The organism is Stenotrophomonas maltophilia group sp. P373, from assembly GCF_053295075.1.
The window spans coordinates 3,108,519-3,122,715 of the sequence record NZ_CM129994.1; the positions used below are offsets into that span (position 1 = coordinate 3,108,519).

The window sequence follows — 14,197 nt, forward strand, 5'->3', positions numbered from 1 at the left end:
CCAGCGTCAGCCGAACAACCAAAGCCAGACCATCCAGCAGATCAGCAAAACCGCGGCGGCGGTGAGGCCCCAGAAGCAACATTGGTACAGACGCCGTTCGGCGACCTCCGAATTGAGATCATCACGAGCGGACTGCAGCCCCTTCTGCAACGTCACCTTCTCCTTCCTCAGATCAGCAGCGACCCTCTGTACGCCAGCAAGCAGCTCCTCGCTCTGCTTCAGCTGGGCAGCTAGCCTGCCGTGGCTCTCTTCCAGTGCAAGACTGCGTGCACCCGCCCCTGCCACCTCGGACTGCAGCAGGGCTTCCCGCTCGCTCAACACCTGCAGTTCCTCTTGCTGGCTGCGCACCAGCGCCTCCAGATAATCGTTGCTGCTGGGATTGCTGAGGACCATCGCCTGCAGGAATCCACGCTCGCTTTCCAGCAAGCGCTTGATCCTGTCGAGGTATCGAGCTTCCTCCACATCACTGGTTTCGTCCTCGGGAATGGTGTAGCCGTAGATCGGCACCCTGCCGATATCCACTTCGATCACTGCAATGCCCAGTTGCCGGAGGCCATCCTGTTTTGCAGCATCCACAGCATGTGATCGCCTGACCTCAAGCAGGAACTTCCCGTCCCACTTGGAACCCAGATCATCCTCGCTGGTGAACTCGACATACAGATCTGCCCGATAATCCCCCCTTCCGGGCACCTGCCACTCCTGCTCCACCCGGGAGATCGAGATTCTCGATTCACGCCAGCGACGAGGCCCTTTCCCGGTAGGAAGCGAAAGAACCAGCTGCACATGGTCCAGCCGACTGAAAGCCTCCTTGAACAACAGATGCTGCAGCGATTCGCCTCCCGCTGCCGCTCCGCCCTTCACGCCGTCGATATATGCGAAGTACCACGACCGCCCCTTCATCACGTGCTTCACTGGGCGACGATGACCTGCACGATGCGTTGAGAAATAGCGATCTCCCGTGGGTTCTCCACCATAATCCCTGTTGCGACGGTGGCCCACGGCCTGCGCCGTAACGTACTCGGTTCCATCGGGAGTGAGAAAGGCCCGCGATTTGGTCATGGGGTGCGCGCTCATAAAGGGAAGCCCACTATGCCAACCTTCCATCGCACTCGATGAGATGGATAAGATCGATGACGCGAATGCAACTGCTGCAACCCCCGGCCGAAAGGCCGATGGGATGACCGCAAGGGAACCAAAGCATGCCCTCGTCCAACCAACGTCTCGGCCTGCCCGCGTTGACTGCACTGGTAGTCGGCTCGATGGTCGGCGCCGGCATCTTCTCATTGCCGCAGAACGTTGCCCGCAGTGCCGGCCCGGCCGCCGCGATGATCGGCTGGGCGCTGAGCGGTGCGGGCATGCTGATGCTGGCCTTCGTGTTCCAGGCCCTGGCCAACCGCCGTCCGGACCTGGACACCGGCATCTACGCATATGCACGCGAAGGCTTCGGCAACTACATCGGCTTCTCCGCGGCGTGGGGCTACTGGGTCGCTTCGGTACTGGGCAATGCCAGCTTCTTCGTGCTGATCTTCAGCGGCCTGGGCCATTTCATGCCGGTGTTCGGCGAAGGCAACACGCCAGCCGCCGTGGCCGCTTCGTCCGTACTGTTGTGGACCGTCCACCTGCTGGTGCTGCGCGGCCTGCGCACGGCAGCCATCGTCAACGGCCTGGTGACGGTGGCCAAGCTGCTGCCCATCGCACTGTTCCTGGTGCTGGCCGCCGGTGCGTTCCGCATGGAGGTGTTCCGCGCCGACTTCTTCGGCACGCGTGCGCTCGGCGACCTCGGCCAGCAACTGCGCGGCATGATGCTGGTCACCGTGTGGGTGTTCATCGGCATCGAAGGCGCCAGCATCTATTCGCGGCGTGCCGCGCGCCGTGCCGACGTCGGCCGTGCCACGGTGATAGGTTTCCTGGGGGTCTGGCTGCTGCTGGTCCTGGTCAGCCTGCTGTCGATGGGCGTGCTGTCGCAGGCCGAACTGGCCGGGCTGCCCAACCCGTCGATGGCCTACGTGCTGCGCGCCATCGTCGGCGAATGGGGCGCGACGGTGATCATCGCCGGTTCGATCATTTCGGTGCTGGGCGCGCTGCTGGCCTGGGTGCTGCTGTGTGCCGAAGTGCTGTATGCCGCCGCTGGCGACGGCACGATGCCCGCCTTCCTGGGACGCGAGAATGCGCGTGGCGTGCCGGCCAATGCGTTGTGGTTGAGCAACGGGCTGATCCAGCTGTTCCTGCTGCTGGTGCTGTTCAATGCGGGCAGCTACACCGGCCTGGTGCTGCTGGCCGCATCGATGAGCCTGGTGCCCTACTTCCTGTCCACCGCGTTCGGCGTGCAACTGGCCTGGCGCGGACAGTCCTACGCGGGTGAGCCACGCGTGCGCTGGCGCGATTTCGTGGTCGCGCTGCTGGCCAGCGCCTACGCGCTGTGGCTGGTGTATGCCGGCGGCCTGAACAACCTGCTGCTGTCGGTGCTGCTGTACGTGCCCGGCGTTATTCTGTTTGCGCAGACCCGGCGCCAGCGCGGCGAGCCGGTTTTCACGCGCTGGGAGTGGGCGCTGTTCGGCGCGATCCTGGCAGTAGCAATTGCCACGCTGGTAGCGTTCTGGAAGGGCCGGATCACGCTGTAGCGGCGAGCGCGTGCCCGGCTTGGAGGATGCAGCCGAGCATGGGCTCGCCGCCACAACACGGCAAAAAAAAACCTGCATCTCGCGATGCAGGTTTCTCAAGGTGGCGCCCGAAGTTGGACTCGAACCAACGACCCCCTGATTAACAGTCAAGTGCTCTAACCGGCTGAGCTATTCGGGCAGACGACTAGTATAACCACTCTTCACGCGCGATGGTAGGGGTGATTGGCAATCATTGCGGCAGCCCGATACAGCTGCTCGGCCACCACCAGACGCACCAGCATGTGCGGCAGCGTCAGCGGTCCGATCGACCACTTTTCGTCGGCCAGCGCAGAGACCTCTGGCGAATGCCCTTCCGGGCCACCGATCAGGAACGCTAGGTCCCGGCCCTGCCCGCGCCAATGCTCCAGGCGTTGCGCCAGCTGCTCGGAACTCAACTGCCGCCCCGGCACGTCCAGTGCCACCACGTAAGCGTTCTTCGGTAGCGCGGCGATGACCCGCTTGCCTTCATCCTCGGTGGCACGGCGCGGATCGCGCCCCTTGCCGCGCAGGCCGGGTTCGATTTCCACCAGCTCGAACGGCAGCCAATGCGACAGCCGCTTCTGGTATTCGGCGAACCCCTGCGCGACCCAGCTGGGCGCGCGTTCACCGGTGGCGATCAGGCGGGCTTTCATCAATGGTCCTCCAAAACGTCGACGGCGCCATCGGCGCCGTCGAAGGGATGCATCAACGTGCGGCTCAGGCCACTTCGTCGTCGCTGGACGGCGGCTGGTCGCCGACGGTCCACAGGCGCTCGAGCGCGTAGAACTCACGCACGCGCGGCAGCATCACGTGGACGATCACGTCGCCCAGATCGACCAGCACCCATTCGGCTTCGCGCTCGCCTTCAACACCCAGCGGCATCACGTCGATGTTCTTGGCGAAGCGCACGACTTCATCGGCAATCGACTTGACGTGGCGGGTCGAGGTGCCCGAAACGACGATCATGTAGTCGGCAACGCTGGACCGGCCGCGCACGTCGATCTCGACCAGGTCCTTGGCCTTCAGGTCTTCGGTGGCTTGGCGGACGCTGGCCAGCAGTTCCGGCACGGACGGCGGCGGGCTGGGCAGATCGACCTTGATGGTCTGGGGCTGGGTCTGGTTGCTCAAAGTGGATCGACTCGATAAACGTGGGGGCGATTATACGGGGATGGCGCGGCCGCGCCATTCACGCCGTGGCCGGGCGGTACAGCCCGTGTGCAGCGACATAGTCGGCCACGGCCGGGGGCAGCAGTGCGCGCCAGGGACCGCCAGCGGCAATCTGCGAGCGCACTGCGCTGGCCGATTCCCCGCGTAGTGGGTGGTGCAGGCGCAGGATGCGCCCGGCCGGGCTGGCGAACAGGGCCTGCTCATTGTCGGCCCAGCGCCCTTGCAGGGCACGCCCCAGCTCGCCATCGATCGACGCCTGCAACGGACTGCCCGGCCGTTCGGCCACCACGAAGTGGGCCAGATCGAACAGGGCCTCCCATTCGTGCCAGCCGGACAGCCCCAGCAGGCTGTCGGCGCCCACCAGCCAAGCCAGCGGCCGGCTCGGGCCCAGCTCGCCACGCAGCTCGCGCAGGGTGTCGACGGTGTACGACGGGCGACCGGGGCAGCGGGTGGCACGATCCAGTTCGCGACGGTCCAGCAGCAGCCCCGGCTCGTCGCCGATGGCCAGCGACAACATCGTGCAGCGCTGCTCAGCGGTGGCGCCGGGCACCGCGCGGTGCGGCGGATCGGCGGCCGGCAGCATGCGCACGGCGACCTGCAGTTCATCACGGGCCGCGCGCGCGATCGCCAAGTGCCCGAGGTGCACCGGATCGAAGGTGCCCCCGTAGTAGATCCGCAGGCTCATCACTCAGGCCCGCGCCAGCAGGCGCACGGCACGCGGTTCGGCCACGGCCACCAGCAGGCGTTCCAGCGCCAGCCAGGCGTCGCCGTCAGCGCGCCCCTTGGCAATGCGGTCGACCAGCCCCGCCTCGGCCACGAAGCGCTCCCAGCGCTTGCCTTCCGGGTGCCGCTGCAGCGCGCGCTTGTAAGGCGCCTGCCGCGATTCCCAGATGCCGCGCGATTTCATTTCAGCGGCCAGGTTGCCACCACGCGCCTGCACGCGGGCCAGGCCTGCGCCCGCCAGCAGTTCGCGGATCACGATCGGCATCAATGCGGCCACCGCCTCCCCTTCACCGCGCAGGCCGGCCAGCATGCGCAGCACCGCCGGCGGCTGGCCGGAGAACGTCGCCTCCACCAACCGGAACACGTCGTAGCGGGCAGCGTCAGCCACCAGCGACTCCATCCGTTCCACATCCAACGGCTGGCCGTCGGCCAATAGCGCCAGCTTGTCGATTTCCTGGGCGGCGGCCAGCAGATTGCCCTCCACCCGCTCAGCCAGGCGCTGCACGGCAGCCGGGTCGGCACGCAGGCCCTTGCCGCGCAGGCGGCGCTCGATCCAGTCCGGCAGTTCGTGCGGCTTGATCGCCCATGCCACCGACAGCACGCCGATGCGGCTGACCGCCTCGGCCCACTTGCCCTGGTGGGCCTTGCTCCATTCATTGGCGGTGATCATCAACACCACGTCCGGCGCCGGGTTGGCGCAGAACTGAGTGATGACCTCGGCGCCCTCCTTGCCCGGCTTGCCGCTGGGCAGGCGCACCTCGACCAGGCGGCGGGCGCTGAACAGGCTTGGCGCATTGAAGCTGGCGTCAAGCTGGTTCCAGTCGAAATCACGCCCGTCGGCATCGAACACTTCGCGTTCGCCGATGCCCGAGGCGCGCGCACGCGCGCGGATGGCATCTGCGGCCTCCAGTACGCGCAGTGTTTCCGGGCCTGCGATCAGGTACACCGGCGCCAACGCGGTGTCAGCGCCCTGGCTGGCCAGCTGCTCCGGACGCAGTTCCATCGTCGCTGCCGCTCAGTGCTTGACGGCGGCGGCAGGCTCTGCCGGCACCGCGCCCTCGATCGGCTTGGCCTTCGGCGCGGACAGGCTGCCCCCCTTCTCGATCTCGGCGCGGACCACGCTGTCGATACGGCGGATGATCGAGGCGGACATTTCCCGGCGCAGCTCCGTGGCCAGGATTTCGCGTTCGGTGGTGGTACCGGTGGCGTCGGTCGGCGGCGACACGTAGTCGCGCGACAGTTCGATCACCTGCTGCGGCACCAGTTCGCTGCCATCCTCGCGGCGGAAGATGAAGATCACCGCATAGCGCAGGCTGTACTCCTGCGCACGACCCTGCGAGTCGATGGCGATCGGGAGGTCACCCCAGCGCTCGGACAACACCTGCAGCTGGGTACTGGGTTCCTTGCTGTCCTCATCGGCCAGCCTGGCACCAGAGGCCAGCAGGCTGCGATTGAGCAGCTTGACCAGTTCACTGTACGGGGCGGTGGAGACCACCTTCACCGGGGCGGTGTCGGTCGGCAGCATCAGCTTGTTGCGCAGATGGAAGCCGCAGCCGGCGAGGCCGAGGACAAGAACGAGGGCAAGCAGGATTCGGGTCATGGAGACAGTCTGGCGGAGCCGGGCGATCACGGCAACACACAGCGTGCCCGAAGCCGCGTGAATGCAGGGCCATCAAGCACCCAGCCCTGCTTCTGGAAAGGCATCGGCCACCGCGCGGGTGGCCGGTGCGAGGTACATCAGGCGGCGACGATGTTCACGATCTTGCCCGGGACGATGATGATCTTGCGCACCGTCAGGCCTTCCATGAACCTGGCCGCGTTGGGCTCGGCCAGCGCCAGCGCCTCGACCTGCTCGCGCGCGGCATCGGCCGCCACCTCGATGGTGCCGCGCAGCTTGCCGTTGACCTGCACCGCCAGGGTCAGGGCATCGCGTACCAGCGCACTGCTGTCGGCCTGCGGGAACGGCTGGTCTTCCAGCAGCGTCTCGCCATGGCCCAGCACCTGCCAGAGGGCGTGGCTGGCATGCGGCGTGATCGGGTTCAGCAGCAGCACGACGGCCTGCAGCGCTTCCTGGCGCACCGCGCGGCCCTGCTCGCTGTCGTCCTCGAACCTGGCCAGCGCGTTCATCAGCTCCATCACCGCTGCGATGGCGGTATTGAAGCTGTGGCGGCGACCGTAGTCGTCACCGACCTTGCCGATGGTTTCATGGGTCTTGCGGCGCAGCGCCTTCTGGTTGGCATCCAGTGCTGCAACGTCCAGCGCCGGGGCGGCACCGTCGGCAGCATGCTTCTGCACCTGGGCCCACAGCCGGCGCAGGAAGCGCGCCATGCCGTCCACGCCGGCCTCGTTCCACTCCAGCGACTGCTCCGGCGGCGCGGCGAACATCGAGAACAGGCGCACGGTGTCGGCGCCGTACTTGCCGACCATCGCCTGCGGGTCCACGCCGTTGTTCTTCGACTTGGACATCTTCTCGGTGCCACCGACCACCACCGGCTGGCCGTCGGCAATCAGGGTGGCGCCGGTGATGCGGCCGCGCTCGTCACGCTGCACTTCCACATCGGCCGGGTTGATCCAGTCCTTCGAACCGTCCGGATTCGGGCGGTAGTAGGTCTCGGCGATCACCATGCCCTGGCACAGCAGGTTGCGCGCCGGCTCGTTGCTGTCCACCATCCGCGCGTCGCGCAGCAGCTTGTGGTAGAAGCGGAAATACATCAGGTGCAGGATCGCGTGCTCGATGCCACCGATGTACTGATCGACCGGCAGCCAGTAGTTGCCGCGCTTGTCGACAGCGTCACGGGCACCGGGCGAGGTGTAGCGGGCGTAGTACCAGCTCGACTCCATGAAGGTGTCGAAGGTGTCGGTCTCGCGCTCGGCGGCGCCACCGCATTCCGGGCAGGTGGTCTTGCGCCATTCCGGGTCGGTCTTGATCGGCGAACCGGTCCCGGAGAACGCCACGTCCTCCGGCAGTACCACCGGCAGCTGCTCCTCCGGCACCGGCACCGCACCGCACTTGTCGCAGTAGATCACCGGAATCGGGCAGCCCCAGTAGCGCTGGCGGCTCACGCCCCAGTCGCGCAGGCGGTAGTTGACGCGGCGCTGGCCCTGGGCCTTGCGCTCGAAACGTTCGGCCAGGGCTTCGAAGGCCCCCTGGAAATCCAGGCCGTCGAACTCGGCCGAGTTCACCAGCTCGAACGCACGGCTCTTGTCGCTGTACCAGTCCTGCCAGCGGCTACCGTCCCAGTTGCGCTCTTCGTCGGTGCGCGCATCCTTCAGCGCGATCACCTGCTTGATCGGCAGGCCGTACTTGTTGGCCACTTCGTTGTCGCGCTGGTCATGGCCCGGAACGGCCATCACCGCGCCGGTGCCGTAGCCCATCAGCACGAAGTTGGCGACCCACACCGGCACCGGCTCGCCGGTGACAGGATGCAGCGCGCGCAGGCCGGTATCCATGCCGCGCTTTTCCTGGGTTTCCAGTTCAGCCTCGGATACACCGCCCTGCTTCAGGTCGGCCAGCATCGCGGCCAGTTCCGGGTTGTTCTTCGCTGCGTGCAGCGCCAGCGGGTGTTCGGCGGCGATCGACACGAAGGTCACGCCCATCACCGTGTCCGGGCGGGTGGTGAACACGCGCAGCGGATCCAGCACGCCACCATCGACGTCGCGCACGTCGAACTGGATTTCCAGGCCCTCCGAGCGGCCGATCCAGTTGCGTTGCATGGTCTTGACCGATTCCGGCCAGCCATCCAGCTCGTCCAGGCCATCCAGCAGTTCCTGGGCGTAGTCGGTGATGCGCAGGAACCACTGCGGGATCTCACGCTTCTCCACCAGCGCACCGGAGCGCCAGCCGCGGCCGTCGATGACCTGCTCGTTGGCCAGCACGGTCTGGTCGACCGGGTCCCAGTTCACCACCGCGTTGCGGCGATAGGCCAGGCCCTTGCGCATCAGGCGGGTGAACATGCGCTGCTCGTGGACGTAATAGTCCGGACGGCAGGTGGCGAACTCGCGCGACCAGTCGATGGCATAGCCCAGCGATTTCAGCTGGCTGCGCATGTGGTCGATGTTCTTGTAGGTCCACGCTGCCGGCGCGGTCTTGTTCTTGATCGCGGCGTTTTCCGCCGGCAGGCCGAACGCGTCCCAGCCCATCGGCTGCAGCACGTTGTGGCCGGTCATGCGCTTGTAGCGGCTGATCACGTCGCCAATCGTGTAATTGCGCACGTGGCCCATATGCAGCGCACCGGACGGGTACGGAAGCATCGACAGGCAGTAGTACTTCGGCTTGTCCGAGGTCTCGTCGACCTCGAAGGCACGGGTGGCGTCCCAGTACTGCTGGGCGGCGGATTCAACCTGCTGCGGGTCGTAGGCGTTGGTTTCAGCGCTGGTCATGGAACACGCGGATGCGGCGGCAAAGCGGTACAGCGTACCGCAGTGCGGCAAACGTCTCCAATCCTGCCTGCTTGGGGGTGGGCGCCGCGATGCCCCGGGAGCCGTCTCAGCGTTGGCGCGACAGCGGCAGTGCGGCGGCCAGCCAGGCCACCCAGCAGGCGAACGCCAGCCGTTGTGCCAGCGGCGCCGGCAGGACGCCCTGCAGGGCAAACGCGGCCACCGCAGCCAGCACGCCGCAGCCCAGGGCCAAGGCGCCCAGGGCGCGGCCATGCGCCTGACGCAGCTGTGTCGTGCCCAGCAACAGGGTTCCGGCGACGAAGCCCAGCACCCAGATCATCCAGGCACTGGCATGCAGCTGGCTGGCGGGCCCATGCAGATCGTCCACGTCCAGCGGCAGCAAGCCCATCGCGGCAAAGCCCAGGCCAGCCAGCAGCAGCATCTGGCTGCCGACCCTCGGTGCCCAGCCGGCAGTGGCGGGCAGGCTGCGGCGCAGACGCTCAGCCACCACCGCAGCGAGCACGCCGGGCAGCACGAAGCCAAGCAGATTGAAGGCCAGCGCATGCGGTACGCCCCGCGCCCCCAGCAGCGCCACCGGGTGGCGGGCCTGTGCATAGCCCTCCAGGCCGGCACCGAAGCCAGACACAGCCAGGACGAACACGACTGCAGCAAGCAGTCCCAACCAACGATCAAGCCGGACCATGGACATTGCGCGCAGTCACCCGGAAAAGAATGGATCAGCGCATTGTCGCGGCAGTGACGCAGTGCGCCAAGCGCGCGGCCGAGGCCGGGTGCTTCCGGCGCACCTCGGCCAGCACGCCGGTCAGCTCCGGAAAGCGGGTGATCCACGGGCTGTGCTGCGTGCCACGCCCCCGAGGCCGTCGCGCGCGATGTGACGGCAGGGTTGAGACGGACATCGATCGTCACCATAGAATCGGTCTCCAGATGCCAAGCGATGCTTTCCCCATGACCGAGACGACCTACGTATTCGACGCCACCACTGCGACCTTCGAGGCCGAAGTCCTGCAGAAGTCGCTGCAGACGCCGGTGCTGGTTGACTTCTGGGCCACCTGGTGCGGGCCGTGCAAGACCCTGGGCCCGATGCTGGAAAAGCTGGCTGCCGAGTACAACGGTGCGTTCGAGCTGGCCAAGGTCGATGTCGACAAGGAACAGCAGATCGCTGCGGCCTTCCAGATCCGCTCGGTGCCGACCGTGTTCCTGGTCAAGGGCGGCCAGCTGGTGGACGGCTTCCCCGGCGCCATTCCGGAAGGCCAGCTGCGTGAGTTCCTGGCCCAGCACGGCATCATACCGGCCGATGTGGGCGATGCTGCCCCCGAAGCTGACGCCCCGCTGGATCCGCAGGCGCAGGTCGATGTGCTGCGTGCGCAGATCGCCGCCGAGCCGGACAAGGATGAACTGAAGCTCGACCTGGCCCTGGCCCTGCTGCAGATCGGTGGCGTGGACGAGGCACGCACCCTGATCGACGGCTTGCCCGCCAATCTGGCTACCGACGACCGCGCCGTGCGTGCCCGCGCCCGCCTGGCCTTCGCCGCCGCGCTGAAAGATGCCCCGGCCGCCGAGGTGCTGGAGGCACGCATCGCCGCTGACGGCAAGGACCTCAAGGCCCGCCACCTGCGTGGCGTGCAACTGCTGCTCGGCGGTCATGACGAGGCCGCGCTGGCCCAGTTCCTGGAAATGCTGCGGATCGACCGCGGATTCGAGGAAGGCCTGCCGCGCAAGGCCCTGATCGACGCCTTCAATGTGATCTCCGACGAGGACCTGGTCGGCCAGTACCGCCGCAGGATGGCGTCGCTGCTGTTCTGAACGGGAACCCGCTCCGTTCAGAATTCCTGCACTGAACGCGGGCAATAATGCCCGCGCTGGTGGCCACGCGGTCGCCACGATCCGTTCGGGGGGATGAGGTCGGGGCCATGGGGTCTTGCAGCTGCACCCCCGCATTGCCGGGATTGCAAACTGTGACCGTCGTCCGCTCTCTGTCGTTCGCCATGCATTTAACGGGCGCTCTGCTCTGCGCCCTCTTCCTGATGCCCGCCATTGCCGGCGCCCAGGACTGGAACTATCGGGTCCGGCCCGGCGATACCCTGTGGGATCTGGGCGGGCTCTACCTGAAGCCCTCGGTACGCTGGCAGCAGCTGCAGCAGCACAACCGCATCGACAACCCTTACCAGTTGCCGCCGGGCCAGCTGCTGCGCTTCCCGATCAGCTGGCTGCGCACCGAACCGGCGCCGGCCCGGGTGCTGTCCGTGCGCGGCAAGGTCGCGCTGGCAGGCGCCGATGGCACGGCGACCCGCGCGCTCCAGGCCGGCGAACAGCTGCATATCGGTGACACCGTGGAGACCGAAGGCGACTCCAGCATCACCCTGGAATTCGCCGATGCCTCGCGCCTGCAGCTGCGCGAGTACTCGCGCCTGCGCCTGGATCAGCTGAGCCGTTACGGCCACACCGGCATGGTCGACACCCGACTGCGCCTGCAGCAGGGGCGAGCCAGCAACCGGGTGACGCCGGCGCGCGGTCCCGCCTCGCGTTACATCATCGATGCGCCCACCGCGACCAGCAGCGTGCGCGGCACGGTGTTCCGGGTCAGCGCCGGGGATGACGGGCACGTCGGTGCCACCGAGGTCCTACAGGGCAAGGTGCAGGTCGGCAACTCCCATGGCCAGCGCCTGGTCCGGCCGGGCCAGGCCACCCGCAGCAGCAGTGCCGATGCGGCGCCCGCTGCGGTCTCTGCACTGCTGCCGGCGCCGGCGCTGCGCAATGACGCGCTGCGCCTGGCGCCGCTGCCGACCCTGCTTGCCTGGGAACCGGTCAATGGCGCCGATCATTACCGGGTGGAAGTGGTGCAGGCGGCAACGCCGGAGATCCTCCTGTTCGCCGCCACCACCGCCGACACCCGGCTGGCGATCGGCGACCTGCCGCCTGGCCAGCTGCGCATCCTGTTGCGCGCGGTCGACGCCCAGGGGGTCGAAGGCCTGGATGCCAGCGCCGATTTCGAGCTCGGTGACCAGCCACCACCGCCACTGACCGTATCGCCGCTGCATGGGCAGACGATCAACAGCGACCGCCCGCGTTTCCGCTGGAGCCAGGCCCCCGGTGCGCGCAGCAGCGTCCTGCAGATCGCCACCGAGCCCAGCTTCCTGCAGCCCCTGCAGGAGCAGGCCACCCATGCGACCGACCTGCGCCTGACGCGACCGCTGCCGCCCGGCCAGTACTACTGGCGCGTGGCTTCGCGCGATGGCGAAGGCCGACAGGGCCGCTATGGCCAGGCGTTGCCGCTGCAGCTGAGCAATGAACCAGTGGACCCGGCACTGCAACCGCCCGAGGCCGCACACGGCGAGCTGACGCTGCGCTGGCAGGCCGGCAGCGAAGGCCAACGCTACCGGGTGCAGGTGGATCGCCGCGGCGACTTCAAGGCACCGCTGGTCGACGAAACCGTGGATCAGCCGCAGGTGAGCTTCAAGCGCCCGTGGAGCGGCACCCTGCATGTACGCGTGCAGTACATCGACGATGACGGCCACGCCAGCGCGTTCTCGCCTGCCCAGCAGGTCCCGCTGCCGTGCCGCCTGTGCTACGGCGCGGGTGGCGGTGCCCTGCTGCTCTGGTTGTTGTTGTGAGGCGCTCGCCGCTGCCATGGTCGAAGCGGATCCTGCTGGCCCTGCTGGCCGGCGTGCTGACCATCGTGGCCAGCCAGGGACAATGGCTGTGGCGGCAGGACGAGGCGGCCTATGATGCGCTGGTCGGCAACTGGGAGTACCGCCCCGATCCCAGCGTGCTGATCGTCGCCATCGACGAAGGCAGCCTGCAGCGCATCGGCCAGTGGCCCTGGCCACGCTCGGTGCATGCACGCCTGCTTGACCGCCTGACCGATGCCGGCGCCGAACGCGTCGCGCTGGACCTGATGCTGTCCGAACCGGATCGCCGTGACAGCCGACAGGATGATCAGCTGGCGGCCGCCATCCGACGCAATGGCCGGGTGGTGCTGCCGGTGCTGGCCGCACCGGCGGCCGGCGACCGCATGGCCGAGGAAATGCTGCCGATCCCACAGATCGCTGCCAGTGCTGCCGCCATTGGCCACACCGATGTCGAGGTGGATGGCGACGGCGTCGCCCGTGGCGTCTATCTGCACGCAGGTATCGGCCAGCCGCACTGGCCGGCACTGGGCCTGGCACTGGCCGACCTGCCTGCCGGTGCCGTACGCGGCCTGCCCGATCCCGACCCGGAACTGGGCTCGCCCTATCAATGGCGTCGCGACGATTACGTTCGCGTGCGCTACGCCGGCCCCCCCGAGCGGCTGCCACAGGTGTCCTATGCGGACGTTCTCGATGGCCACGTGGACATGGCGATGCTGCATGGCCGCCGCATCGTAGTTGGCATGACGGCCAGCGGCATCGCGCCCCGCCTGCTGACCCCGACCACCCGCGAGTTCTGGATGAGCGGCAGCGAGTACCAGGCCAACATCACCTCGATGCTGCTGCAGCACAAGCAGATCGATGTTCTACCGCATGCCTGGCAGCACGCCATCAGCGGTGTGCTGGTGGCGCTGTGCGTGATCCTGCTCGGCCTGCGCCTGCCCTGGCTGGTCGCGCTGTGTTCGTTGCCGATGCCTGCCCTGCTGAGCTGGCTGCTGCTGCGCACGAGCGACCTGTGGTGGGCGCCGGCCAGCGCGATGCTGGGCGTGACGCTGGCACTGCTGGTCTGGGCGGTGTGGCGGATCTCGGCCTGGCACCGCCAGGCCAACCGCGACGCCCTTACCGGCCTGGGCAACCGCCTCCGCTTCGAGCAGTCGCTGCAGCAGGAATGCGATGCAGCGCGGCGCAGCGGCAAGCCATTGAGCCTGGCGTTGATCGACGTCGACCACTTCAAGCGCCATAACGATCGCCACGGGCACCAGGTGGGCGACCGCGTGCTGCGTGATGTCGCCCGCCTGATCGGCGCCCATGCGCGCCGCCCGCGCGACATGGCGGCACGCTACGGTGGCGACGAATTCGCGCTGGTGCTGCCGGATACACCGGCCGAGGGCGCACGCCAGGTGATTGAGGACCTGATTGCCTGCGTGCGCGCATTGCCGGCGCCGGGCGATGGCAGCGACGATACCGTCACGCTCACCATCGGCGTATTCACCCGCGTGCCCGACGGCGAACTGCAGCCCCACCATTTCGTGGAAGGCGCCGACACCGCCCTTTATCAGGCCAAGGCCAACGGCCGCGACGGGTACATGATCGACGGCCCATGAGGCAGGACATGCACGCCGCCGTTGGACACACGCCCGGGGT

13 protein-coding genes and 1 tRNA gene are annotated in these 14,197 nt (G+C 67.5%); 4 read left to right on the forward strand and 10 right to left on the reverse strand.

Translation table 11 applies throughout. From position 1 onward, the window contains the following. Window positions 1-6: 6 nt before the first annotated feature. Entirely contained in the window at window positions 7-1,059 is a 1,053-nt protein-coding gene (locus ACSYHF_RS14505; RefSeq protein ID WP_329915989.1) for a hypothetical protein, read from the reverse strand. A 140-nt stretch (window positions 1,060-1,199) separates the two neighbouring features. Between ACSYHF_RS14505 and arcD the strand changes: the two genes are divergently transcribed. Then, window positions 1,200-2,621: an arginine-ornithine antiporter gene (gene arcD / locus ACSYHF_RS14510; protein ID WP_005418106.1), complete on the forward strand. Its 1,422-nt coding sequence runs from the start codon at window positions 1,200-1,202 to the stop codon at window positions 2,619-2,621. A gap of 101 nt (window positions 2,622-2,722) precedes the next feature. Here the strand turns inward: arcD and ACSYHF_RS14515 are convergent. The 9 genes from ACSYHF_RS14515 to ACSYHF_RS14555 form a co-directional block, all read right to left on the reverse strand. Continuing rightward, window positions 2,723-2,799: transfer RNA gene (locus ACSYHF_RS14515), tRNA-Asn, on the reverse strand. A 22-nt stretch (window positions 2,800-2,821) separates the two neighbouring features. Then, entirely contained in the window at window positions 2,822-3,292 is a 471-nt protein-coding gene (gene rlmH / locus ACSYHF_RS14520) for a 23S rRNA (pseudouridine(1915)-N(3))-methyltransferase RlmH (RefSeq protein WP_005418108.1), read from the reverse strand. Window positions 3,293-3,356: 64 nt separating this feature from the next. Next, window positions 3,357-3,767 carry a ribosome silencing factor gene (rsfS, locus tag ACSYHF_RS14525; protein WP_005418109.1) on the reverse strand — a complete coding sequence of 137 codons (411 nt, stop codon included), beginning with the start codon at window positions 3,765-3,767 and terminating at the stop codon, window positions 3,357-3,359. A 58-nt stretch (window positions 3,768-3,825) separates the two neighbouring features. Continuing rightward, the gene (gene nadD, locus ACSYHF_RS14530) at window positions 3,826-4,491 is read right to left on the reverse strand and encodes a nicotinate-nucleotide adenylyltransferase (RefSeq protein ID WP_005418110.1); all 666 of its coding nucleotides are present in this window, start codon (window positions 4,489-4,491) and stop codon (window positions 3,826-3,828) included. A 3-nt stretch (window positions 4,492-4,494) separates the two neighbouring features. After that, entirely contained in the window at window positions 4,495-5,532 is a 1,038-nt protein-coding gene (gene holA / locus ACSYHF_RS14535) for a DNA polymerase III subunit delta (protein WP_005418112.1), read from the reverse strand. Between the two features lie 12 nt (window positions 5,533-5,544). Continuing rightward, the gene (locus tag ACSYHF_RS14540) at window positions 5,545-6,129 is read right to left on the reverse strand and encodes an LPS-assembly lipoprotein LptE (protein WP_005418114.1); all 585 of its coding nucleotides are present in this window, start codon (window positions 6,127-6,129) and stop codon (window positions 5,545-5,547) included. A 137-nt stretch (window positions 6,130-6,266) separates the two neighbouring features. Beyond that, a complete protein-coding gene (gene leuS / locus ACSYHF_RS14545; RefSeq protein WP_005418117.1) occupies window positions 6,267-8,909 on the reverse strand; it encodes a leucine--tRNA ligase in 2,643 nt (880 codons plus the stop codon). Window positions 8,910-9,015: 106 nt separating this feature from the next. Next, a complete protein-coding gene (locus ACSYHF_RS14550) occupies window positions 9,016-9,615 on the reverse strand; it encodes a DUF998 domain-containing protein (RefSeq protein WP_049459673.1) in 600 nt (199 codons plus the stop codon). 28 nt (window positions 9,616-9,643) lie between these two features. Then, the gene (locus ACSYHF_RS14555) at window positions 9,644-9,823 is read right to left on the reverse strand and encodes a hypothetical protein (protein ID WP_134956368.1); all 180 of its coding nucleotides are present in this window, start codon (window positions 9,821-9,823) and stop codon (window positions 9,644-9,646) included. A 49-nt stretch (window positions 9,824-9,872) separates the two neighbouring features. Here ACSYHF_RS14555 and trxA point away from each other — a divergent pair, with 49 nt between their 5' ends. The 3 genes from trxA (at window position 9,873) to ACSYHF_RS14570 (ending at window position 14,157) form a co-directional block, all read left to right on the forward strand. Next, window positions 9,873-10,730: a thioredoxin gene (trxA, locus tag ACSYHF_RS14560; RefSeq protein ID WP_329915992.1), complete on the forward strand. Its 858-nt coding sequence runs from the start codon at window positions 9,873-9,875 to the stop codon at window positions 10,728-10,730. A gap of 107 nt (window positions 10,731-10,837) precedes the next feature. After that, window positions 10,838-12,538, forward strand: coding sequence for a FecR family protein (locus tag ACSYHF_RS14565; RefSeq protein WP_032954374.1), 1,701 nt, complete (start codon window positions 10,838-10,840; stop codon window positions 12,536-12,538). Further along, entirely contained in the window at window positions 12,535-14,157 is a 1,623-nt protein-coding gene (locus tag ACSYHF_RS14570; RefSeq protein WP_065179242.1) for a CHASE2 domain-containing protein, read from the forward strand. Before ACSYHF_RS14565 ends, ACSYHF_RS14570 begins: the two co-directional genes overlap by 4 nt. Window positions 14,158-14,197 lie beyond the last annotated feature (40 nt).